Below are 21,760 nucleotides of genomic sequence, written 5' to 3'. Positions count from 1 at the left end.
ATTTTTAAAGTTACCACGATTTTATGAAGGGAACCTGCATATTTAGAATCCTTTAAAAATGGACGATCCTTTTATTTGATGATTTCTTCACCGCCCGGCTTGTTTGCATAGTGGTACATGAAGCCCATCATAAACGCGCCTCCGATCAGGTTCCCGAGGGTTACCGGAATCAAGTTATGGATTGCGCCTGCAATCGAAATCGTATCCGGATGCTCGGTCACCAGGGAGACGGCAAAAGTGGCCATGTTCGCGATGCTGTGTTCATAACCGGAAATAAAGAAAGTAAAAACAAACAGCATCATAGAGAACATTTTCGCTCCGTCTCCTTTTTGCGCCATTGGAACAAAGAACGCAAGGCAGACAAGCCAGTTACACAAAATCGCTTTGAAAAACAATTCGGTCATCGGCGTATTCATTTTATGCTCCGCCACGCTAAGAATAAAGCCGGTGGAAGAAGAATCTTTAAATAAACCGGTCGCAAAGATGAGGCCTGCGAAAAACACGGCGCCCATTAAATTTCCTGCATAGCTGAACATCCACAGCTTGATAACAGTGGGCCAACGCATTTTTTTACGAAGCGCAGCCAATGTATAATAAAATGTATTTCCCGTAAATAAATCTCCTCCGCCATAGACGATTAGAATAATGGCGCCCCCGAACGTGATTGCTGCAATTGGATATGTGAACGGAGAATGTTCAACATAAAAGAGATTCCCCGTTTTAAACGCTACAATGACGCCGAACCCGATAAACATACTGGCCAGCATAGCCCGTAAAAGATAACGAAGCGGGCTTTGCATAAAGATGCTTTGCTTTTTTAAGGCAAGCTCTTCGACTAGAACAAGTGATTTTGATTCCATGTTTTCCACCACCATCAAGTGTTTACTTAAGAAGTATCTATCATAAATACAACCTAAGTATAGCAGGATATTGTGAAACATTTCACAAATTTTGTGTATTTTGTTTGAACAAATGTATGGTTCGATTTTCATAGAATAAACAGGGTATCGTTATTGTTTATTTTTAAGTCATAAATATTCCATCAATTCGTTAAAGCCGGAGGGAGCGATGTTTCAAAGATAGCTGTACAGGGAGGGATACGACAGCAAGCAGGTAAATGCGCAGTGCGGTCAGCAGGTGCTGCATGAAGGCATAGATGAAGGACATGCGCAGAAGGCTGAAGGGAGATTTCACAGATTGGACAAAATAGCAGGATTTTCCTTCAGGCGTATTCAAACTGAAGAAAAGCGCCAAATTTGTTTGATTGCATATCACGGTATTCATTTGACCCACAAGGCTTTGCACAGAGAATCGCAACCGTTGAATGACGAAATGCTCCGCGGGAATGAGGGGCATTTTTCTCATGTTGATTTAGTTCTTGTTAATCACCGCGTCACAAAATAGCTATAATTTCTTCGTATAATTGTCACAATGACATCCATAAATTAGGGAATATGTACTTTATTTAAGAAGGAATTCGCGGTAAAGTACAGGTATAAATAACCATCCGGATAATAACAGAACATCAATGTGGGCTGAGGTCACCCTTTTGTCTGTGATCATATTCATAAAATCCATGTGAAACTTTGAGCAAGGGTGATGCCCCATTCGGCAACGGGTCCGGCTAGAACAAAGAGGAGGAGACTGGAACAGTGGACGAACTCATTTTGGCAAGATTTCAATTTGCTTCAACAACGATCTTTCACTTTATTTTTGTGCCGATGTCAATCGGGCTTGTCTTTATGGTTGCTTTAATGGAAACTCTTTATGTCGTAAAGAAAAAAGACATTTACAGAACGATGGCTAAATTTTGGGGGCACTTATTTTTAATTAATTTTGCAGTCGGTGTGGTCACCGGGATTTTACAGGAATTTCAGTTCGGAATGAACTGGTCGGAGTACTCCCGCTTTGTCGGTGATGTATTCGGCGCTCCGCTCGCGGTGGAAGCGCTGCTCGCTTTCTTTATGGAATCGACGTTTATCGGTTTGTGGATATTCGGCTGGGACCGGCTTCCGAAGAAGATCCATTTGCTGTCCATCTGGCTTGTTTCGCTTGGAACGATCATGTCGGCGTTTTGGATTTTAGCGGCCAACTCGTTTATGCAGGAGCCTGTCGGATTCGCGATTAAAAACGGCCGCGCGGAAATGACCGATTTCTTTGCGATTATTAAAAACCCGCAGCTATGGGTTGAATTTCCGCACGTCATTTTCGGTGCCCTTGCCACCGGGGCGTTTTTCATTGCCGGTGTCAGCGCGTATAAAATGCTGAAAAAACAGGAAGTGCTCTTTTTTAAAAAATCCTTTCAAATCGCGATGATTGTGGCGCTTGTTTCCGGCATCGGCGTAGCGTTCAGCGGACATGAGCAGGCCCAGCATCTGATGAAGAGCCAGCCGATGAAAATGGCTGCCAGCGAAGCGCTTTGGGATGACAGCGGTGATCCGGCAGCTTGGACGGTGCTTGCGAACATTGACGCGGACAAGCAGGAAAACAAATCAGAGCTCAGCATCCCGTATGCGCTCAGCTATTTGGCTTATAAACAATTCAGCGGCGATGTGCCCGGAATGAAGACGCTGCAAAAGCAATATGAAGAAAAATACGGAGAAGGAAATTATATTCCGCCGGTGAAAACGACGTTTTGGAGTTTCAGAATCATGGCCGGTTCAGGACTTTTAATGATCGTTGCCGCTTTGACTGGCCTCTATCTCAGCTTCCGCAAAAGACTTGAAACAAGCAAATGGTTTTTGCGGACGATGGTAGCTTTGATCGCCTTTCCATTCATTGCAAATACGGCGGGGTGGATCATGACTGAAATCGGACGCCAGCCGTGGACGGTGTTCGGTATTTTGACAACGGCGCAGTCCGTGTCGCCGAACGTATCAGCGGGAATGCTGCTGTTCTCCGTCATCGCGTTTACAGCGATTTATCTTGTACTGGCGCTCGTTCTTGTCTACTTGTTTGTGCGGGAGATTAAAAAAGGGGCTGCACACCATGACCACCATCATGATGATTCCGTATCGACAGACCCGTTTGATCAGGAGGTTTACCATGGTATCTCTTAATGAACTTTGGTTTATATTAGTCGCTGTGCTGTTCATCGGTTTTTTCTTTCTTGAAGGCTTTGATTTCGGCGTCGGAATGGCGACCCGGTTTCTCGGACGCAACGAGCTTGAACGGAGGGTGATGATCAATACGATCGGCCCTTTCTGGGATGCCAATGAAGTCTGGCTGCTGACTGGAGGAGGCGCGATTTTCGCGGCTTTTCCGAACTGGTATGCCACGATGTTCAGCGGATATTACATTCCGTTTGTCTTTGTTCTTCTTGCATTGATCGGCCGCGGGGTCGCGTTTGAATTTAGAGGAAAAGTCGAAACCGCAAAATGGAAGAAAACATGGGATTGGGTCGTATTTTTCGGCAGCATCCTGCCCCCGTTTTTGTTCGGTGTTTTATTTACCAGCATCTTGCGCGGCATGCCGATCGATGCCGATATGAATCTGCACGCCGGTTTTACTGATTATGTGAACGTTTATTCCGTAACAGGGGGAGTCACCGTTACGCTTCTCTGCCTGCTGCACGGCCTGATCTTTATTACGTTGAGAACGGAAGACGACTTGCGCGACCGGGCAAGACAGCTGGCCAAAAAAGTCGTATTCGCCGTTTTGGCGGCGCTTGTTGCCTTTGTTGCTTTATCCATTTTTGAAACGGACTTGTTCACGGGCAGGGGACATGTGACGATACCGCTTGCGGCTTTGATTGTCGTTTGCTATGTGCTGTCGATCGTATTTATGAAACAAAAACGCGACGGCTGGACATTTGCTATGACAGGGGCAGGGATCGCCCTCACAGTGGCGACGATTTTCACTGCGCTGTTCCCGCGCGTCATGATCAGCTCGGTCAAAAGCGCATATGATTTAACGGTTTATAATGCTTCATCAGGAGACTATTCTTTAAAAGTGATGACGATCGTCGCGCTGTCACTGCTTCCTTTCGTGCTGGGCTATCAGATCTGGAGCTACTATGTTTTTCGAAAACGGGTCAGCAGTAAGGAGCCAATGATTTATTAATGGGAAAAGATCTTTTGCAATATAAAGGAATGAAGCGAATTCTTGCAGCACTCACCGTACTGACATGCATGCAAGGCGCAGCTATTATCATGCAGGCCGAATGGCTTGCTGAAGCGGTGACCCGCCTTTTTAACGGCGAGCGGGTCGGTTCGCTTGTTCCGCTGATCATCTTATTTACCGCCGCTTTTTTATTCCGCCACGCCGTGACCCTTGTCAGGCAAAGGCTGATTTTTGATTATGCCGCCAAGACGGGGGCCGACCTAAGGAAAAAGTTTTTGGAGAAACTTTTTCAATCCGGCCCCAGACTGGCGAGAAAAGAAGGAACAGGTCACGTCGTCACACTCGCGATGGAAGGAATTGCGCAGTTTCGCCGCTATTTGGAGCTGTTTTTGCCGAAAATGATCAGCATGGCCGTTATACCGCCGGCGGTTGTCTGTTATGTCTTTTTTAAAGACACTTCCTCCGCTGCAGTCTTAATGATTACGATGCCGATTTTAATCGCATTTATGATCCTGCTCGGTTATGCGGCAAAAAGAAAAGCGGACAGCCAGTGGAAGACGTATGAGATGCTTTCAAATCATTTTACTGATTCCTTGCGCGGCCTGGAAACATTGAAAGTGCTGGGCATGAGCCGTTCACATACGAAGAATATTTTTCATGTGAGCGAACGGTACAGGAAGGCGACGATGGGCACGCTTAAAATTGCCTTTCTGTCTTCGTTCGCACTTGATTTTTTCACCATGCTGTCCGTGGCAACCGTAGCCGTTTTTCTCGGTCTCGGTCTTGTTGACGGCACCATCATGCTGGAGCCGGCGCTTGCCATTCTGATTCTTGCGCCTGAGTTTTTTCTCCCTGTCCGGGAAGTCGGCAATGACTATCATGCTACATTGAACGGCCGGGAAGCCGGTAAAGCGATCAAGGCGATATTGGAGTCGCCCGGTTTCAAGGATGAGGAGCCTTTGGACCTTGAGCGATGGTCAGACGACGATCAAATCGAGTTCAAGCATGTAGAGGTGCAGCATGATGAGGAGGAAAACTCCTCTTTATCCGGCATTTCTCTATCGTTTAAAGGAAAGAAAAAAATCGGAATCATCGGGGAAAGCGGGGCCGGAAAATCTACGCTTATCGATGTGCTCGGCGGTTTCTTGGAAACGAAAAGCGGCGTGATCAAAGTCGGGGGAAAAGAAAGGACGCATTTGCAGACGGACAGCTGGCAAAATCTGCTCCTGTATATTCCGCAGCATCCCTATATCTTTCCGGACACGCTCGGAGCCAATATCCGTTTTTATCATCCCGGCGCTTCTGACGAAGAAGTTGAACAGGCAGCAAGAGCCGCCGGGCTGACGGAGCTGATTGATCAGCTTCCGTCCGGCTTAGAGGAGCGGATCGGTGAAGGCGGGAGGGCATTAAGCGGCGGACAGGCGCAGCGCACAGCCGTTGCCCGGGCTTTCCTGGGCAATCGTCCGATTCTTCTTTTAGATGAGCCGACCGCTCACTTGGATATCGAAACAGAATACGAGTTGAAAAAAACGATGCTGAAACTGTTTGAAGACAAGCTGGTTTTTTTGGCAACCCATCGTCTTCACTGGATGCTTGATATGGATGAAATCATCGTGCTGAAGGATGGGCAGGTGGCTGAAACCGGCACACATCAAGAACTGATTGAAAAGCGGGGCGTTTATTACGAGCTCGTGCAGGCGCAGTCGTTTGGAGGTGCATCATGAACAATGAAGACGGGTGGATTCTGCCCTATATCAAGAAAAATATAAGGCTTTTGATCATTGTCGTGTTGCTTGGCGGGTTGACGGCATGCTCGGCTGCAGCTCTTATGTTTACCTCCGGTTATTTAATATCCAAAGCGGCTACGCGTCCGGAAAATATTTTGATGATCTATGTCCCGATCGTAGCGGTCCGCACCTTCGGGATTCTGCGCTCGGTGTCGCGCTATGTTGAGCGGTTGACCGGACACCATATCATCTTGAAAATTTTATCCGATATGCGCGTCAGGCTTTACAGGATGCTGGAACCTCAAGCTTTAAAATGGCGTGAACGCTTCCGGACGGGGGATATGCTCGGCATGTTGGCCGACAATGTTGAGCATTTGCAGGACATGTATTTGAGAACGGTATTTCCCGGGCTGTCGGCGCTTCTTTTATATGGCGTATTCATCACTGCTATCGGCTTTTTTTCTTGGCCTTTTGCAGGGCTGATCGCGATCTATGCAGCGGTTTTCGTGTTTCTTGTTCCGCTTGTTTCCCTGCTTGTGACAAGGGCGAAAAATGTTGCGCTGAAAAGAGGACGAAGCCTCTTGTACCGTCAGCTGACAGACGCGGTCATGGGCGTGAGCGACTGGGTTTTCAGCGGCCGGCAAAACGACTTCGTCCATGCGTATGAAGCGGCAGAACAGGAATGGCTGGCGATCGAAAGGAAACGGATGCGTTTCAGTCGTTGGAGGGACTTTGCCATGCAATGCCTGGCGGCAGGGCTTGTTCTTCTGATGTTAATATGGGCGGGCGGACAAAGCGCGGAAGGCGCCTTGGCTCCTGTGTTTATTGCGGCGTTTGTCCTTGTTGTGTTTCCTTTGACAGAAGCTTTCTTTCCGCTTTCAGACGCAGCGGCGTCAATCCCTGAGTATCAGGATTCTTTAGAAAGAATGGACGGGCTTGAGCCGGCGAAAAGGGAAGAAATTGGAGCCGCTGTTCAGCAGGAACGGGCGGAGGCCGTAGGTTTGGACGATGTCACGCTTCGCTTTGAAGATGTTTCTTTTTCTTATGAAGAAGGCCATCCGGTGTTGGACGGTGTTTCATTTATATTAAAGCAGGGGGAAAAGACCGCTTTGCTCGGGCCGAGCGGCGCTGGTAAATCGACGATCTTGTCGTTGATACAAGGGGCGCTCGCTCCTTCTAAAGGAAACATTACATTGAACGGCATTTCTGCGCAGTCGCTTCAAGGAGAAATCTCACGCGCAGTCTCCGTTTTTAATCAGCAGCCGCATCTGTTTGATACGACAGTTTTGAATAATATCAGGCTCGGGAACCCTGAAGCGAGCGATGAGGACGTGTATTGGGCGGCGCGCCAGGTGAAGCTTCACGATTATATTCAGTCTCTTCCTGAAGGATATCATACATCTGTTCAGGAAACGGGCATTCGTTTTTCAGGCGGAGAACGTCAGCGGATTGCATTGGCGCGGATTCTGCTGCAGAATGCGCCAATCGTTGTATTGGATGAACCGACCATAGGTCTTGATCCTAAAACAGAGAAAGAGCTTCTATCAACGATGTTTCAAGTGCTTGATGGAAAGACGGTTCTATGGATTACACACCATTTGGCAGGAGCCGAAGCGGCCGACCGGATTCTGTTTTTAGACAAAGGGAAGCTTGCAATGGCAGGGAGCCATCAGCAGCTTTTGGAAAACAATCCGCGCTATTCAAGGCTTTATCGTCTGGATGCGCCTGTTGGCCGGCTTTCTTAGTAGAAAACCGCAAAAGACAGCTTCAAGCCGCGAAGCTGTCTTTTTTATATGCCCGCTCATCAACTGCTTTTATTTTGCATGTTAAAGTTCGGTGAAGGGTATGATTCAGTTAGTATTTAATTAAACGTTTGTTTAAACTTTGTATTGAAAGGTGTGATCCGGATGTCTGCAGAACAATTGCCGATATGGACGAAAGACTGCGTGAAGGGCTCATTGCCAAAAAGGGGGAATGGAAGTCATAAAGGAACTTATGGAACCGGCCTTTTGCTCGCGGGAAGCGATGACATGCCGGGAGCGGCTCTCCTTGCAGGAATCGGAGCGATGAGGAGCGGTCTTGGAAAGCTTGTCATCGGAACGTGCGGAAGTGCCATTCCGTTGATCGTCCCCGTTCTCCCTGAAGCGACGTATTGGCGGGACGGCTTAGAAAAGGCGGCGTCCGGCGAGATTGCCGAACCTTACCGGGCGATTGCGATCGGGCCGGGGCTGCCGTCTTCGCAAGTGACTGAGCAAGCGGTCCGGAACGTATTGGAAAAAGGCTGCCCGGTTGTCCTTGATGCGGGTGCTCTTGCAAAACGATCGTACCAAGAAAGGGAAGCGCCGGTGATATTAACGCCGCATCCGGGCGAATTTTCGAGAATGACAGGCTTGTCCATTCAAGAAATTGAGGCGAATCGGGCCGGTTATGCTCGAGATTATGCAGAGGAACACGGTGTGACTCTTGTCTTGAAAGGCCATGAAACGATCATTGCTTTCTCGGACGGCGAGTGCTGGAGGAATGTAACGGGAAACGGGGCGCTGGCAAAGGGGGGAACCGGAGATACGTTAACCGGGATGCTTCTCGGGATGCTGTGCTGTCATGAGAATCCGAGAGAAGCGGTGCTGAATGCTGTCCACTTGCACGGTGCATGTGCGGACGCATGGACAAAGACCAGATCGGCTCATACGCTTCTCGCGCATGAACTTTCTGATCTGCTGCCTACGGTTTGGAAAGCGTATGTGGATGGAAATGAGTGAAACGCTCGGAATGCCTCCGAACGTTTCTCCTCAAAGTTTATGGATTGACTTTGCCGACTCCGGCATTTTGCTTGACGATTGATTTTACATTGTCGACATTGTCGAGTGAGTACCTGTATGGCGGATTATAGGTTGTAGTAGAGGTAGTCGGCATGCTGCCCCTAGAGTTTACAAATTTGTTGTTGGATACATGCCAATAGCCCGGTGAACTGCTGTACCAAGAGACAATCGGATCTTTGGCGTTTTCAAAGAGATTGTTCTCAATTTTGATGCGCGCGCCCATCCTTGAATTAATACCGCTTTCAATGATGTTGCTGTAATAGTTGTTGTAAATGTGCCCCTCTCCGAAACGGAATGACGGCACACGCGAATTCAGATTCTCAAACCAGTTATGGTGGAATGTAATCGTCCGGTTGTAATTGTCGCTGTCCGATGAGCCCATCAGCATGGATTTCCACCCATCGTGGACATAGTTCCAAGAGAATGTAATATATTCCGCATCTCTTTTGACGTCAAATAATCCGTCATAGTAATCTTTGTCAACGTTCAGGCTGTGGTAAAGCTCATTATGATCAACCCAAATGTTTTTAGAAGGGCCTTCAATGCCGATCGCGTCTTTATCGCCTGAGGCGACCTCGTGAATTTTCAAGTTGCGGATGATGATGTTGTTGGCGCGCCATATTTTGATGCCGATACCTTTGAGTTCGCCTTTGGTCCCTGACCCGACAATCGATACGTTTGACACGTCTTTGACGTCAATCTTTGATGCGGATGTATTTGAAGTTGTAATGGTGCCGTTGACATAAATTTTTAAAGGCGTATTTGCATTCTTATTTTTTAATGCCGCAATCAGCTGATCTCCCGTTGTGACGGTTACCGTCTGACCGCCTTCTCCGCCCGTTGTTCCGCCGTTTAGTGTCGCGAAACCTTTTAAGCTGAAATCGGCAAGCGGATTGACTTTGCCCGAGCTTAACGAAGAAGCTGCTTCTGCCGAAACCGACGCTGTCAAAGACCCGATAACCCCTAATACAAAGATAAAGATGATGCTGATTAATTTCTTCATATGAATTCCTCCTATTCTTTTTTCATGCCGACGCTGTATAGGAAGCGCTTACAATTACGGCGGATACCGAGTGATGGACACTGGCTATCCCTCCCTTTTATTGGAATCAGAGAGAGCATAGCACATGTTTCTGAATGATCTGAATAATCATGATGTGAGTTGGAATTGCGCATAATCTGGTGATTATGCCAAATGACACGAATCTGAGAATAAGCGCATTTAGATAAAGGTCTTTCATCATAATGGTGCAAAAAAAAGAATCTATGGAAATGAAAATCCACAGATTCTGATTCTAAATCATGTTTCTTCAGTTTTTCATTTTTCGGAGCGATCTACAGCTCTGCTTTCTCCTGTTCTGTGCTGTTGTATGTTCGCTCCACGACTGCGGCAAGCGTATCGATAAACCGCGGATCGGTGTTCGGCATAGGCGGACGGTGGTAGCTTGCGCCAAGCTCGTCCGTAACCGCTTTGCACTCATAGTCGTTGTCATACAGAACTTCCAAGTGGTCAGACACAAAGCCGACCGGTGCGTAAATAAATGACCGGAAGCCTTCCTGATACAGTTCCTTTGTTAAGTCTTGGACGTCCGGGCCGAGCCACGGATCGGGCGTGTTGCCCTCACTTTGCCAGCCTACGGCGATCTGATCAAATGAGAGCCGTTCTCCGATTAGTTGGGCCGTTTTCTCGAGCTGATCCGGGTATGGATCGCCATGCTGCTTGATTTTTTCCGGCAGGCTGTGTGCTGAGCAGACAACAACCGCTTTTTTCCGTTCTGTTTCAGACATGCCGTTTAAAATGCTGCCGATTTCTTCAGACCAATAGCGAATAAAGCCTTCTTCCTGATACCATTCGTCAATCGATGCGATCCGGGGGCCGCTGATTGCTGCTGCGGCCTGTTTGGCGCGCCGATTGTATACTTCGGTGCTGAAGGTGGAGTAGTGGGGAGCTAAGACGACGGAAACGGCCGCTTCAATTTGGTCTTTTTTCATTTGTTCAACCGCATCCTCGATAAACGGAGAGATGTGTTTTAAGCCGAGATACATCACATATTCGACTTCATCTTGGCGCTCGTTCAACGTTTTTTCCAACTCTTTTGCCTGAGCGAGCGTAATTTTCGCGAGCGGAGAGATCCCGCCGATATGCTTGTAGCGTTTTTTCAAGTCTTCAATCATATCATCGGACGGCCGTTTTCCATGACGGATATGTGTGTAATACGGAATGATATCTTCTTCCTGATAAGGGGTTCCGTATGCCATGATTAACAAGCCGACTTTTTTTCGGTTCATATGTCTTCACCTCTGCTGCTGTTTTTGGCATGTTGTACAGATTCCGTAAATTCCTAAATAATGCGAGTTCACTTTAAAGTTCGTCAATTGAGCTGCTGCATGCTCAATCTCTTTGAGGTGAGGATAGTCCAGATCAGCGATCTTCCCGCACGATTTACAGATGACATGATAGTGATCTGATGTAAACAGTTCATATTTGCTTTTTGCGTCTCCGTGGGACAGCTCTTTTAAAATGCCGAGCTTCACAAATAATTTCAAGTTGCTGTAGATAGTCGGAAGACTCATGTACGGCAATTCCCGGTGAATGTCTTCCGCCGATGGATGGCCGCCCAAAGAGACAATCGTTTTTAAAATCAGGATGCGCTGGGCCGTTATTCGTAAACCCCGTTTCTTTAATAAAGGGACGAGCTGTTCGTCTTCCACACGTAACATCCCCTGTCGTTCTTTGATTAAGGGCAGGCACCCGCATGTTAAAGAAGACGGGTGCCTGTACCTGAGAAAATGAGAATAAAAGTGAGAATGATTGAAATGAATGAGCCTCAGACTTCCTGTGGAACGGACAAGCCCAATCCTTGGGCAACTCGTGTGCCGTATTCCGGATCTGCTTTATAGAAATGCTGAATTTGACGAAGCTTAATTTCGTCTTTTGTCACCGGCTTCATCGAACCTACGATATTGCTGACAAGACGGGTCCGCTCTTCTTCACTCAAGAGGCGGTAAAGATCGCCGGCCTGTGTATAGTGGTCGTTATGGTCGTAAGCCGTGCTGTCCGCCGAACCTGACACCGGATAAGCCGTTGTTTTGTTTTCCGGAGATTCCTGAGGGCCTCCGAAGCTGTTCGGTTCATAATAGACAGAGCCGCCGCCGTTTGAATCAAAGCGCATTTGTCCGTCTCTTTGATAATTATGGACCTCCGCTTTCGGACGGTTGATCGGCAGACTGTTATGGTTTGCGCCGACGCGGTAGCGGTGCGCATCCGCATATGCGAACAGGCGTCCCTGAAGCATTTTGTCGGGAGACGGTTCAATGCCGGGCACTAATGTTCCAGGGGAGAATGTCGCTTGTTCAACCTCTGCGAAATAGTTTTCCGGATTCCGGTTTAGAACCATGCGGCCGACTTCAATCAGCGGATAATCTTTTTGCGACCATACTTTTGTAACATCGAACGGATCAAAACGGTACGTATCCGCATCCTCCAGCGGCATGATTTGAACGTATAGCTTCCATGCCGGGAAGTCTCCTTTTTCAATCGCCTCATACAAGTCCTGCGTATGATAATCGGGGTTTTCACCCGCAATCTTTGTCCCCACTTCTTCGGTCAGGTTTTTAATGCCTTGTTCTGTTTTGAAGTGGTATTTGATCCAGACGCCTTCTCCTTCGGCATTCACCCATTTGAATGTGTGGGACCCGAAACCGTGCATATGCCGGTAAGTGGCGGGAATGCCTCTGTCAGACATCAGGATGGTCACCTGGTGCAGGGATTCAGGAGACAATGACCAAAAATCCCATACGGCATCCGGGTTTTTCAAATGTGTGACCGGATGGCGTTTTTGTGTATGAATGAAGTCAGGGAATTTAATCGCATCGCGAATAAAGAAAACCGGTGTGTTGTTTCCGACGAGATCATAGTTCCCTTCCTCTGTATAAAATTTAACAGCGAAACCGCGCGGGTCGCGGACGGAATCGGCTGAACCGTTTTCGCCTGCAACAGTTGAAAAACGGACGAATAACGGCGTGCGCTTTCCAACTTCTGATAAAAATTTGGCTTTTGTATATTTGGAAACGTCATTTGTGACTTCAAAGTAACCGTGCGCACCGGCGCCTTTTGCGTGTACAACCCGTTCAGGTACACGCTCTCTGTTGAAGTGGGCGAGCTTTTCGAGCAAGTGGACGTCCTGAATCAGCGTCGGTCCGCGAGAACCAGCTGTCATTGAGTTTTGGTTGTCTCCAACGGGAGCGCCCCAGCTGGTAGTTAGGTTGTTTTTATTTGTCGTCATCAAAGGATCACCTCGCGTAAATTTTAATTACAAAACAATGATAACATTTCTCAAGAAAAAAACAATATTTATTTATAATTATTATAAATAAAAATTCATTATCGTTGATTTAATATATTGTAACTTGAATAACTTCCTCAACTTGGGATAAATTATTGTTAATTCCAAATAAAGGAGGTAAAGGGATGGATCAGCGTTCAAACGAGCAGAAATCTGACATGGAGACGGATGATACGTTAACAAACCGGCAGGGCCACCCGATCACAAACAATCAGAATGTCAGAACCGTGGGCAACCGGGGGCCTTCTACATTGGAGAACTATGATTTCTTGGAGAAGATCAGCCACTTTGACAGGGAGAGGGTTCCCGAGCGGGTCGTCCATGCTAGGGGAGCCGGAGCGCACGGCTATTTTGAAGCTTATGGGACAGCAGGCGACAAGCCGGTCTCAAAGTATACGAGAGCAAAACTGTTTCAGGAAAAAGGTAAGAGAACCCCGGTGTTTGTCCGTTTTTCGACGGTGACCCACGGGATATCTTCACCGGAAACGCTTCGCGATCCCCGCGGATTTGCCGTTAAGTTCTACACGGAAGACGGGAACTGGGATCTGGTCGGAAACAACTTGAAGATCTTCTTTATCCGCGATGCGGTGAAGTTTCCTGATTTAATCCATGCATTTAAGCCGGACCCGGTTACGAATCTGCAGGATGGCGAAAGAATCTTTGATTTCATTTCCAACACACCTGAAGCGATGCACATGATCACATTCTTGTTTTCGCCTTGGGGCATTCCGGCAAACTACCGGCAGATGCAGGGGTCCGGGGTCAACACGTACAAATGGGTGAATCAAGATGGAGAAGCCGTCCTTGTGAAATATCACTGGGAACCGAAGCAGGGCATAAAAAATTTGACGCAAAAAGAGGCGGAAGAGATTCAGGCGAAGAACTTCAATCACGCCACACAGGATTTATATGAAGCGATTGAGCGGGGAGACTATCCCGAGTGGGAGTTGTTCGTTCAAATCATGAGCGATGATGAGCATCCTGAACTCGATTTTGATCCGCTTGACGATACGAAGCTATGGCCTGAGGAGCAATTTCCTTGGCTTCCTGTCGGCAAAATGGTATTAAACAAAAATCCGGAAGACTACTTTACAGAAGTCGAACAAGCGGCATTTGGAACAGGGGTTCTTGTCGACGGACTTGATTTTTCCGATGACAAAATGCTTCAGGGACGTACGTTTTCCTACTCGGATACACAGCGATACAGAGTAGGGGCCAACTATCTGCAGCTGCCGATCAATGCGCCGAAAAAAAGGGTGGCAACCAATCAGCGGGGCGGCCAGATGCAGTACAAGGTCGATTTAGGCAAAAATCAAAGCCCGCACATCAACTATGAACCTTCAACCATTAACGGGCTGAAAGAAGCGAAGCAGGATGGCAAAGAATATACCCCGCATGTCGAAGGAAATCTGGTGCGCGAAAGTATCGACAGGCAGAATAATTTCAAGCAGGCCGGGGACACGTACAGGCATTTCGAAGATTGGGAAAAGGACGAGCTGATTACGAATCTGGTCAATACACTTGCCCCATGCGATCAAAGGATTCAAACGAAAATGATCGATATGCTGAAGCAATGCGACAAAGAATATGGAAGCAGGGTCGAGGAAGGATTAAAAAACGCTTCCAGCCAAAATACATCCAGCCGGGAGCCGATCGGGGCAGAAGGCGCCGAAGATGCGCCGAGACAGGCGGAAGAAAAAGGGCATAGTGAAGATCCTTATTAAAAGATCTTCATTGTCTATTCAAATTGATATTAAGATATGGATGCGCTTCAGCGTATCCTTTTTATTTTGGAATAGAGACAATCGCTTCAGTCGTGGAGGGAAAAGAAGAATACAAAGAGAGGCTTAGGGTGTTCGCTCCAATTTGTCGAGAAAATAACGAGCAAAAGAAACTTATCCCCGCTTAGGCCCTTTAACTAATATTTTCCTATATTCAACAAATGTACAAATTCACAGAAAAGAAGTAAACGGAAAATATGGTAAAATTAAACATGTATAAAAAGTTGAAAAAAAGGGAGGAGTTTTCATGTTGAAAAAGTTGGCAGCTGTCGTTTTCATGTTGGGAATCATGCTTTGCGGCGCCGGCGGAACGTCTGTTTTGGCATACGGAAAGTCAATTTCTCAGGAATCGATTCATCCCTACAGCACGGCATATACAGATGTTAAGGTGGTTGGCAAAACAGTCCGCTTTTATATTAAAGGATTGGAGAGTCCGTTTAATCAGACTTATTATGAAAGAGTCGCATGGACAAGCACTGATGAGGAGCCTGATACATTAAAGGACAACATTTTATCTGTGAAAATACCGGCGAAAACGGGAAGCAGGTATGAGGCAAATTCAAGCGAAAGGCTTGAGCTGATCAGAGAAAAGGTCAATTCAGGCGATATGGTTTACGGATGGGCAAAAGCGCAGAATGGCAATTGGTATCCTGCCGGTTCTGCTAAAATATCTTATTGAGCAAGCAAAAAGCAGGCATCATCCCCGCCTGCTTTTTGTACGTATCGAAAACTGCTTTGAAACGAGCATCACTCCTGCCCCTGCCAATGACAAAGCCCCGGCAAACCAAAACACCTCCCGCAGCCCGAACAGTTCAGCCGTTTTTCCCGCCACAACCGGTCCGAGAAAAAAACCGAGCGCATAAAAAGATTGATAGAAACCCATCACAGACATTTTGAGCTGAGGCGTACCAAGCTGGGCGACCTTGCTGACCAAAAGCGGAAAAATAAATCCCAATGTCAGTCCTGTCACGGCGTGGATCACACACACTGCGAAAAGGGTCTCGGCGAACGGCAGCAAGGAAAAGAAAACAGCCGTTATCACATAAGATATCCATATTAGTGCATCGGCGGCCTTGACTTTGTAAAAGATACACCACACGGAAGCCAGCGTTTGCGGAATAAAAAAAGCGCACATGATCCAAATCAGCTGCTTCTCATCGATGCCGACCGATTCCGCGTAAATCGGCGTGAACCCGAACACAGTCATAAATAGCACGGCGTGGGCTAAAAACGATAATGTTGTAATCACTTTTAAATCAGGAAGGCGCAACGTCTGTTTAACATAGTCTGACAAAGCCATCCCCTTGGCCGTATGGCGGGGCCCGTTATCTTTAATGTAAAATGACAGAATCAGACCGATGCACGAAACGGCAACACCGATCCAAAACGGAAACATCCAGCCGAACAAATGGACGAGGTATCCGCTGACAGCCATGCTGACAAATTGGGGGAGAACCGTTAAAAACTGCAGAATGCCCATCGCTTTTGACGATTGATCTTTTGTGAAATACTGCGAGTATAAAACGGTTGCCATCACCCACATCGCCGCAGTCATACCGGCGAGCAGTCTGGCCGTGATCACCATGATGAACGAATCGAACAACAGAAATATGCAGCAACTCAACAGAGACATTGCAAAGCCGCTGATCAACAGCTGTTTTCTAAGCGGCGAAAGAACATCTGACAGGATGCCGAACGGAAACCGCAGTAATATTTGGGTGACGCCGTAGCTTCCGAGTACGATTCCTATCGCTGAATATGAAAATCCGATGTTGTCTAAATATAATCCGAAAACAGGGACATAGATGTATGTAGCAAACCAGAAACAAAAGACGGCACCCCAAAAGATGATATGATCTTTCTTTAAAATTTGTTTTTCTTCATAGACAATTTGTTTTTGCCGTTCCATCCCTTTTTACTCTCACCCCTTTAAATTCAAGTACATCATAAACCCCTGTCGGAAAACAAGACGATTTTTTATCTTCTTGAAATACAATTGAACGGTTTGCTTGCAGCCGTCGTCTTAGATACAGAGACAAAAAGAAAGGGGGTTGGCGTTTTAGTGGATCAAGCAGATGAAAAAGAACTGATCATACAGGCAAAAGACGGGGAAGATGCGGCTTTTACGAAACTGTTTCAGCTTCATTACCCCTTTGTATATCAATATGTTCTGAAATTAACGCTGAACCCTGATCTCACAGAGGACTTGGTCCAGGAAACGATGCTGAAAGCGTATGTCAGCCTTCATCAATTTCAGGGCAACGCGAAATTTTCAACATGGCTGATCTCAATTGCTTCCCGGCTGTTTATCGACCATCAGCGCCGGAAAAAACGCGAAAACCGCAAAACGCAAGCAGCAGGAGAGGAAGCCTTGCGAAAAATGAAATGGAAGTCCGCCCTTCACGGCCACGAATGGAACGAATACTTGGAGCTTTTTGCTGCTCTTGAGCCAGAGTTCAGAATGCCAATCTTGTTAAGGCACTATTACGGGTTTACTTATCCTGAAGTGGCAAACATGCTGAAAATAAAAGAAGGTACCGTCAAATCGCGCGTGCATCATGGATTAAAGAAAATCCGAAAGGAGTGCGGACAGTGAACGACCGAGACGAAAAAGAAACGATTACACAGTTGAAACGCGAACTCGAAAGAATGGATGATACTTTTGTGCCGCCGGTTCCTCAAGTATTTGAACTGAATCAGCGTTTAGCGCGGTTTAAGCAAGAACGCAAGCGGGCGCTCAAAAAGGAATTGCTTTGTTTTATCGTCATGGCGCTGGTAATTTTATCGGCTTACTTGACGATTTCCGTTCAAGTGCCGGCTGTTTTTATCATGGTGCAGGGTGCGGCGCTTATATTTCTGCCGGCGCTCGCCTTATTAGAAAAAAGGCGGCGTGCGGCTGACGGGGAGGCTGATTAAATGAATCTTGATATGACTCAGGAAAAACTGCTGCTGCTGCTTTACATTTCGCCGCTTTTATTTGCGCAGAGTATCTTTCTATTTCTTCATGCGAAGAAAAAGGGAGCCAATGCGTGGTTTTGGGGCATATGGGGCTTGATCCAAACACCGATGCCTTTATTATTCTATTATTTATTTGTTGTAAGGCCGTTTCATAAGAAAAGGAGGCCGTCATCATGACTGAAGCAGATATACCTTGGGCGCTGCTCGCTCCTTTCATTGTGCTGTATTTCATTTTAGCAGTGTCCGCATTGGTCAGTTGCATGAAACAGGAGAAAACGAATGGCCCAAAGTGGATGTGGATTTTGATCATTTTCGGGATCAGTTTTGTCGGTCCCGTCTCTTACTTTATCATCGGTAAAAAAACATATGAAAGGAGGCGGGTGTGATGCTGTCCGTCAATGGCTTAACAAAAATGTATCAGCAGCACCAAGCTGTCCGAAATGTCAGCTTTGACCTTGAGTATCAGCAATGCGTTGCCCTTCTCGGGCCGAACGGGGCGGGAAAAACGACGACATTGCAAATGCTTTCCGGTTTATTGGCCCCTACATCAGGACGGGTCCGCTTTTTGGGGAGAGAATCGATAAACAGACTGGAAATTGGATATTTGCCTCAGCATCCTGCGTTTTTTTCATGGATGACAGCTTTGGAATATATGGTGTTCGCTGCAAGACTTTCTAAAATGAAACGTCGTGAAGCCCTGGAAAAGAGTCGAACCGCTTTGCGCTATGTCGGTCTGGAAAAGGAAGAAGACCGGAAAATCAGCGGTTTTTCAGGAGGAATGAAGCAAAGGCTCGGGCTTGCGCAGGCTTTGGTTCATGAGCCGAGCCTGTTGATTTTGGATGAACCTGTTTCCGCGCTCGATCCGGCGGGGCGTCGTGAAGTCCTTGATATGATGAAAGATTTAAAAAAGAAGATGACAATTCTATTTTCGACTCATGTGCTGCATGATGCCGAAGAGGTGTGCGATCAAGTGATCATGCTGAAAGAAGGGGCTGTCAAATGGTCAGGTCCGCTTCACAGATTGAAGAACCGGCATTTAAAGCCATCTTATATCCTGACAGCTGAAGAGAGCCTTGAAGGATGGCTGGAACACCTGCCTTATGTCAGCAAAGTCGTGTATCATAAGCCTTCACAAGCTGAATTTTATTTAACAGATCGGTCTGACAGCCGCCGGCTGTTGGCTGAATGCTTGAGCAGGCAAGTATCGATTGTTCGTTTTGAACAAAAAACGATGTCCTTGGAAGATATGTATTTGAAGGTGATGGGGCTATGAATTCATTTTTTATGTTATTTCAAAAAGAATGGACGGAAAGCTGGAGGGACGGAAAGCTGCTTTGGCTGCCAGTCATTTTGATCCTTCTGGGCTTGATTCAGCCGCTCAGCCTGTATTATATGCCTCAGATTATCGATATGGCCGGGAATTTGCCTGAGGGAGCTGTGATCGACATACCAAAGCCGGGAAGTGAAGAGGTGATGGCGAGCACCTTGTCCCAGTTCGGCACGATTGGTACTGCAATTTTCGTTTTCAGTGTGATGGGCAGCATTGTCCACGAACGAAACCAAGGATCCCTTTCATTGGTGATGGCGAGACCTGTCAGCCCGCTGCAGTATATCGGCAGCAAGTGGCTTCAGCAGGTGCTGCTCGTATTGGTTTCGTTTGCTGTGAGCTACGGGTTAGCTTTTTATTATACAAACCTTCTATTCGGAAAGGTTGAATTTGACCGGTTCTTATTTAGTTTATTCGTGTACAGTATATGGATTGTATTTGTCATGTCGGTCACGATGTTTTTCGGTGCCCTGTTTCGTCATATCGGGGGGATTGCCGGCATGAGCATCAGTTCCATCGCCTTCGTTTCACTGGCGGGTTCCTTATTTCCCCGTTTTACCGAATGGATGCCTGATAAGGCGAAAAGCCAGGCTGACTATTTTATCATGCACGGTTCATGGGATAATGCTTTCGGCTGGATGGTGTTTTCGTCTTTGGGAATTGTGCTGCTTTTATTCATGTGCACCGTTTTTGTTTTTAAAAGATATGAATCTTACTAATCAGCCGGGCTCGCCCGGTTTTTCTAATTGTTATCTTCATAGCTTAAGGTGTACAATACATTGGAAGGTTTCGAGGGCGTATTTCAAAATATAAAAAAGGAGTGATCCAATGGGTACGCTTAACAGCCAGGCAGATCTTGCGGCTCAGTCAAAAGCTAAGCCGAACAGGGTATGGATCGCTGTCATATTGGGTATTTTATCGGGAATCGGTCCGGTTGTGATCGATTTATATTTGCCCGGCCTTCCGCAGATGGCATCTGATTTACATACGAATGCTTCCGTCGTTCAGCTCAGTTTAACATCGTGTTTACTGGGGCTGGCAATCGGCCAAATTGTCATCGGTCCTTTCAGCGATGTCCTTGGAAGAAGGCTCCCGCTGATCGTTTCGCTGTCCGTTTTTGCCGCGGCCTCTTTTTTATGTGCTATGACATCCTCTGTATGGGTCTTGATTGCGATGCGCTTTATTCAAGGTGCAGCCGGTGCAGGCGGCATCGTCATATCACGCGCGATTGCCCGTGATCTATATTCCGGTACAGAATTGACAAAGTTCTTTTCGCTTTTGATGCTGGTTAACGGGATTGCGCCTATCATATCCCCGGTAGCGGGCGGACAGCTGATGAAATGGACGACTTGGAACGGCGTATTTTTCATCATCGGCCTTTTTGGCTTGCTGATGATTTTGTCCGTAATATTCGGGGTGAAAGAGTCGCTGTCACCGGAAAACCGCACGGCAGGCGGGTTTAAAGAGACGTTTGTATCATTTGGCAGGCTCTTCGGCCAGCGCACATTTATGGGATACGCCTTGGCGCAAGGGCTGATCGTAGCTGGGATGTTCGGCTATATATCGGCCTCTCCGTTTGTTTTGCAGGACATTTACAAATTGTCGGCGCAAGCCTTTAGTTTTTGTTTCGCATTAAACGGCTTGGGCATCATTATCGCAGCTCAGATTACGGGCAGGCTTGCCGGCCGGTTCGGCGAAGCGTCCCTTTTGCGGAGCGGTTTGCTGCTGTCTTTTACCGCAAGCGTTGTTTTATTTGTTTCAGTCTTTTTCAAAGCACCGCTGATTCTGATTTTAATCCCGCTGTTTGTCGTGGTTTCCTGCATCGGAATCGTGACGACGACCAGCGGATCCTTGGCGATGCAGAGCCAGGGAAAATCGGCCGGAAGCGCATCTGCGCTTTTAGGACTGCTTCCGTTTATTTTAGGAGCTGCCGCGGCACCGCTCGTCGGTATTGGCGGAAGCCATACAGCTTTACCGATGGCAGTCGTCATTCTGTTTTGCAATATCAGCGCGCTCGCATGTTTTAACATGCTGGTTCGGCGGGCAGCGCTTAAATGAAAAAAAGCCTGCCGGTTCTTTTGCCGGCAGGCTGAAATGTTTTAGCGTGGCAGGATATCAACTGTAGCTTCAGCGTGGTTGTAGTTTCGTCCGAACTTTTGCAGCTCCGCGGTGACTCTGTGAGTTCCTGCGTTTGGAAGTGTTTTCCGAACCATGACCAGTTTGAACGCAGAAGAGCTGAAAGCGTAAACCGGCACTCTGACAGTTTGCCCGTCATTTAAAATTTGTGTATAGTTCAGTGTTCTGCCGTTCAGCGAATCTCTTGTGTTCGCATGGAAGCGGTATGGAAAGTTAAATTCAACATAGCTTGAACCGACAAAAGAGTTCGGTTTGTAGGTGACTTCAATGTCTGAGGTTGTCCACTCTTTGTTGCTGTCAACCGTTTCGACATGAAGCGTCGGAGCGTTTCTGAAAAAAGTGGCGCTCGCTTCCTCGGTCGGAAGAATGAAAGAAAACAATGCTGCTGAAGTTAATAGCCCGACTCCCATTTTTCCGATAAATTTACGTTTCAACATGTACTTCCCCCTCCTAATGAATGTTTTAAAAAAAGATGAAAAAGGAAAAAATAAGTCCGTAATCTACTATATTCCTTTTCCCACCCCATCAATCTATCACTATTTACCAATCAAGTAAATATCTTTCGAAGAAAATTCTAAAAACTTTTAAAAAATGCATGATATGT

The 21,760-nt window shown here is 47.0% G+C and carries 22 protein-coding genes; 15 read left to right on the top strand and 7 right to left on the bottom strand.

Annotated elements, in window-relative coordinates:
- Nucleotides 1–71: 71 nt before the first annotated feature.
- Nucleotides 72–860: a formate/nitrite transporter family protein gene (locus QMZ64_RS05325; RefSeq protein WP_243941519.1), complete on the bottom strand. Its 789-nt coding sequence runs from the start codon at nt 858–860 to the stop codon at nt 72–74.
- Between the two features lie 337 nt (nt 861–1,197).
- Between QMZ64_RS05325 and QMZ64_RS05320 the strand changes: the two genes are divergently transcribed.
- The 6 genes from QMZ64_RS05320 (at nt 1,198) to QMZ64_RS05295 (ending at nt 8,548) form a co-directional block, all read left to right on the top strand.
- A complete protein-coding gene (locus QMZ64_RS05320) occupies nt 1,198–1,404 on the top strand; it encodes a hypothetical protein (RefSeq protein ID WP_265625331.1) in 207 nt (68 codons plus the stop codon).
- A 248-nt stretch (nt 1,405–1,652) separates the two neighbouring features.
- Nucleotides 1,653–3,059: a cytochrome ubiquinol oxidase subunit I gene (locus tag QMZ64_RS05315; RefSeq protein ID WP_243941523.1), complete on the top strand. Its 1,407-nt coding sequence runs from the start codon at nt 1,653–1,655 to the stop codon at nt 3,057–3,059.
- Nucleotides 3,046–4,062, top strand: coding sequence for a cytochrome d ubiquinol oxidase subunit II (gene cydB, locus QMZ64_RS05310; RefSeq protein ID WP_231005483.1), 1,017 nt, complete (start codon nt 3,046–3,048; stop codon nt 4,060–4,062). Before QMZ64_RS05315 ends, cydB begins: the two co-directional genes overlap by 14 nt.
- Nucleotides 4,062–5,786, top strand: a complete 1,725-nt coding sequence (gene cydD, locus QMZ64_RS05305) for a thiol reductant ABC exporter subunit CydD (RefSeq protein ID WP_265625332.1) — start codon at nt 4,062–4,064, stop codon at nt 5,784–5,786. Before cydB ends, cydD begins: the two co-directional genes overlap by 1 nt.
- Entirely contained in the window at nt 5,783–7,534 is a 1,752-nt protein-coding gene (gene cydC, locus QMZ64_RS05300; RefSeq protein ID WP_265625333.1) for a thiol reductant ABC exporter subunit CydC, read from the top strand. Before cydD ends, cydC begins: the two co-directional genes overlap by 4 nt.
- A gap of 162 nt (nt 7,535–7,696) precedes the next feature.
- On the top strand, nt 7,697–8,548 hold the full coding sequence (locus tag QMZ64_RS05295; RefSeq protein ID WP_265625334.1) for an NAD(P)H-hydrate dehydratase: 852 nt from the start codon (nt 7,697–7,699) through the stop codon (nt 8,546–8,548).
- 37 nt (nt 8,549–8,585) lie between these two features.
- On the opposite strand, the gene QMZ64_RS05290 is transcribed toward QMZ64_RS05295, so the two are convergent.
- From QMZ64_RS05290 to katA, 4 genes are all read right to left on the bottom strand, one after another.
- Nucleotides 8,586–9,611, bottom strand: a complete 1,026-nt coding sequence (locus QMZ64_RS05290) for a pectate lyase family protein (RefSeq protein ID WP_265625335.1) — start codon at nt 9,609–9,611, stop codon at nt 8,586–8,588.
- 332 nt (nt 9,612–9,943) lie between these two features.
- Nucleotides 9,944–10,897, bottom strand: coding sequence for a ferrochelatase (gene hemH / locus QMZ64_RS05285; protein ID WP_265625336.1), 954 nt, complete (start codon nt 10,895–10,897; stop codon nt 9,944–9,946).
- Between the two features lie 6 nt (nt 10,898–10,903).
- Nucleotides 10,904–11,320 (bottom strand): Fur family transcriptional regulator, encoded by a 417-nt coding sequence (locus QMZ64_RS05280; protein WP_322784710.1) that lies wholly within the window; start codon nt 11,318–11,320, stop codon nt 10,904–10,906.
- 116 nt (nt 11,321–11,436) lie between these two features.
- Entirely contained in the window at nt 11,437–12,894 is a 1,458-nt protein-coding gene (katA, locus tag QMZ64_RS05275; protein WP_243941537.1) for a catalase KatA, read from the bottom strand.
- A 185-nt stretch (nt 12,895–13,079) separates the two neighbouring features.
- Between katA and QMZ64_RS05270 the strand changes: the two genes are divergently transcribed.
- A complete protein-coding gene (locus QMZ64_RS05270; protein WP_265625338.1) occupies nt 13,080–14,678 on the top strand; it encodes a catalase in 1,599 nt (532 codons plus the stop codon).
- A gap of 304 nt (nt 14,679–14,982) precedes the next feature.
- Entirely contained in the window at nt 14,983–15,414 is a 432-nt protein-coding gene (locus QMZ64_RS05265; RefSeq protein ID WP_026580310.1) for a hypothetical protein, read from the top strand.
- Between the two features lie 18 nt (nt 15,415–15,432).
- Here the strand turns inward: QMZ64_RS05265 and QMZ64_RS05260 are convergent, their stop codons facing one another.
- Nucleotides 15,433–16,644: an MFS transporter gene (locus QMZ64_RS05260; RefSeq protein WP_265625339.1), complete on the bottom strand. Its 1,212-nt coding sequence runs from the start codon at nt 16,642–16,644 to the stop codon at nt 15,433–15,435.
- 153 nt (nt 16,645–16,797) lie between these two features.
- On the opposite strand from QMZ64_RS05260, the gene sigY reads away from it, so the two are divergent.
- The 7 genes from sigY (at nt 16,798) to QMZ64_RS05225 (ending at nt 21,078) form a co-directional block, all read left to right on the top strand.
- Nucleotides 16,798–17,331 carry an RNA polymerase sigma factor SigY gene (sigY, locus tag QMZ64_RS05255; protein ID WP_265625340.1) on the top strand — a complete coding sequence of 178 codons (534 nt, stop codon included), beginning with the start codon at nt 16,798–16,800 and terminating at the stop codon, nt 17,329–17,331.
- On the top strand, nt 17,328–17,651 hold the full coding sequence (locus QMZ64_RS05250; RefSeq protein WP_020453422.1) for a YxlC family protein: 324 nt from the start codon (nt 17,328–17,330) through the stop codon (nt 17,649–17,651). The genes sigY and QMZ64_RS05250 overlap by 4 nt, the downstream gene beginning before the upstream one ends.
- Nucleotides 17,652–17,870 carry a transcriptional regulator gene (locus QMZ64_RS05245; RefSeq protein WP_279599974.1) on the top strand — a complete coding sequence of 73 codons (219 nt, stop codon included), beginning with the start codon at nt 17,652–17,654 and terminating at the stop codon, nt 17,868–17,870.
- Complete coding sequence (locus QMZ64_RS05240; RefSeq protein ID WP_243941547.1) at nt 17,867–18,079, top strand: PLD nuclease N-terminal domain-containing protein; 213 nt, start codon at nt 17,867–17,869, stop codon at nt 18,077–18,079. The genes QMZ64_RS05245 and QMZ64_RS05240 overlap by 4 nt, the downstream gene beginning before the upstream one ends.
- Nucleotides 18,079–18,966 carry an ABC transporter ATP-binding protein gene (locus QMZ64_RS05235; protein WP_265625342.1) on the top strand — a complete coding sequence of 296 codons (888 nt, stop codon included), beginning with the start codon at nt 18,079–18,081 and terminating at the stop codon, nt 18,964–18,966. Before QMZ64_RS05240 ends, QMZ64_RS05235 begins: the two co-directional genes overlap by 1 nt.
- Nucleotides 18,963–19,739, top strand: a complete 777-nt coding sequence (locus tag QMZ64_RS05230; RefSeq protein WP_265625343.1) for an ABC transporter permease — start codon at nt 18,963–18,965, stop codon at nt 19,737–19,739. The genes QMZ64_RS05235 and QMZ64_RS05230 overlap by 4 nt, the downstream gene beginning before the upstream one ends.
- Before the next feature lie 109 nt (nt 19,740–19,848).
- Nucleotides 19,849–21,078 (top strand): multidrug effflux MFS transporter, encoded by a 1,230-nt coding sequence (locus QMZ64_RS05225; protein WP_020453417.1) that lies wholly within the window; start codon nt 19,849–19,851, stop codon nt 21,076–21,078.
- Between the two features lie 41 nt (nt 21,079–21,119).
- Here the strand turns inward: QMZ64_RS05225 and bslB are convergent, their stop codons facing one another.
- Complete coding sequence (gene bslB, locus QMZ64_RS05220; RefSeq protein ID WP_075751643.1) at nt 21,120–21,593, bottom strand: biofilm surface layer hydrophobin BslB; 474 nt, start codon at nt 21,591–21,593, stop codon at nt 21,120–21,122.
- Nucleotides 21,594–21,760: the final 167 nt, after the last annotated feature.

It is taken from the genome of Bacillus sp. LB7, from assembly GCF_030449715.1.
GTDB classification, from domain to species: domain Bacteria; phylum Bacillota; class Bacilli; order Bacillales; family Bacillaceae; genus Bacillus; species Bacillus paralicheniformis.
This window is presented reverse-complemented; position numbering and strand designations above follow the sequence as displayed.

What these genes read in the sequence shown, in the direction of transcription:
- QMZ64_RS05325 (WP_243941519.1), bottom strand. Translation starts at nt 860, where the DNA reads ATGGAATCAAAATCACTTGTTCTAGTCGAAGAGCTTGCCTTAAAAAAG.
- cydB (WP_231005483.1), top strand. Translation starts at nt 3,046, where the DNA reads ATGGTATCTCTTAATGAACTTTGGTTTATATTAGTCGCTGTGCTGTTC.
- cydD (WP_265625332.1), top strand. Translation starts at nt 4,062, where the DNA reads ATGGGAAAAGATCTTTTGCAATATAAAGGAATGAAGCGAATTCTTGCA.
- cydC (WP_265625333.1), top strand. Translation starts at nt 5,783, where the DNA reads ATGAACAATGAAGACGGGTGGATTCTGCCCTATATCAAGAAAAATATA.
- QMZ64_RS05295 (WP_265625334.1), top strand. Translation starts at nt 7,697, where the DNA reads ATGTCTGCAGAACAATTGCCGATATGGACGAAAGACTGCGTGAAGGGC.
- QMZ64_RS05290 (WP_265625335.1), bottom strand. Translation starts at nt 9,611, where the DNA reads ATGAAGAAATTAATCAGCATCATCTTTATCTTTGTATTAGGGGTTATC.
- hemH (WP_265625336.1), bottom strand. Translation starts at nt 10,897, where the DNA reads ATGAACCGAAAAAAAGTCGGCTTGTTAATCATGGCATACGGAACCCCT.
- katA (WP_243941537.1), bottom strand. Translation starts at nt 12,894, where the DNA reads ATGACGACAAATAAAAACAACCTAACTACCAGCTGGGGCGCTCCCGTT.
- QMZ64_RS05270 (WP_265625338.1), top strand. Translation starts at nt 13,080, where the DNA reads ATGGATCAGCGTTCAAACGAGCAGAAATCTGACATGGAGACGGATGAT.
- QMZ64_RS05265 (WP_026580310.1), top strand. Translation starts at nt 14,983, where the DNA reads ATGTTGAAAAAGTTGGCAGCTGTCGTTTTCATGTTGGGAATCATGCTT.
- QMZ64_RS05260 (WP_265625339.1), bottom strand. Translation starts at nt 16,644, where the DNA reads ATGGAACGGCAAAAACAAATTGTCTATGAAGAAAAACAAATTTTAAAG.
- QMZ64_RS05245 (WP_279599974.1), top strand. Translation starts at nt 17,652, where the DNA reads ATGAATCTTGATATGACTCAGGAAAAACTGCTGCTGCTGCTTTACATT.
- QMZ64_RS05240 (WP_243941547.1), top strand. Translation starts at nt 17,867, where the DNA reads ATGACTGAAGCAGATATACCTTGGGCGCTGCTCGCTCCTTTCATTGTG.
- QMZ64_RS05235 (WP_265625342.1), top strand. Translation starts at nt 18,079, where the DNA reads ATGCTGTCCGTCAATGGCTTAACAAAAATGTATCAGCAGCACCAAGCT.
- QMZ64_RS05230 (WP_265625343.1), top strand. Translation starts at nt 18,963, where the DNA reads ATGAATTCATTTTTTATGTTATTTCAAAAAGAATGGACGGAAAGCTGG.
- QMZ64_RS05225 (WP_020453417.1), top strand. Translation starts at nt 19,849, where the DNA reads ATGGGTACGCTTAACAGCCAGGCAGATCTTGCGGCTCAGTCAAAAGCT.
- bslB (WP_075751643.1), bottom strand. Translation starts at nt 21,593, where the DNA reads ATGTTGAAACGTAAATTTATCGGAAAAATGGGAGTCGGGCTATTAACT.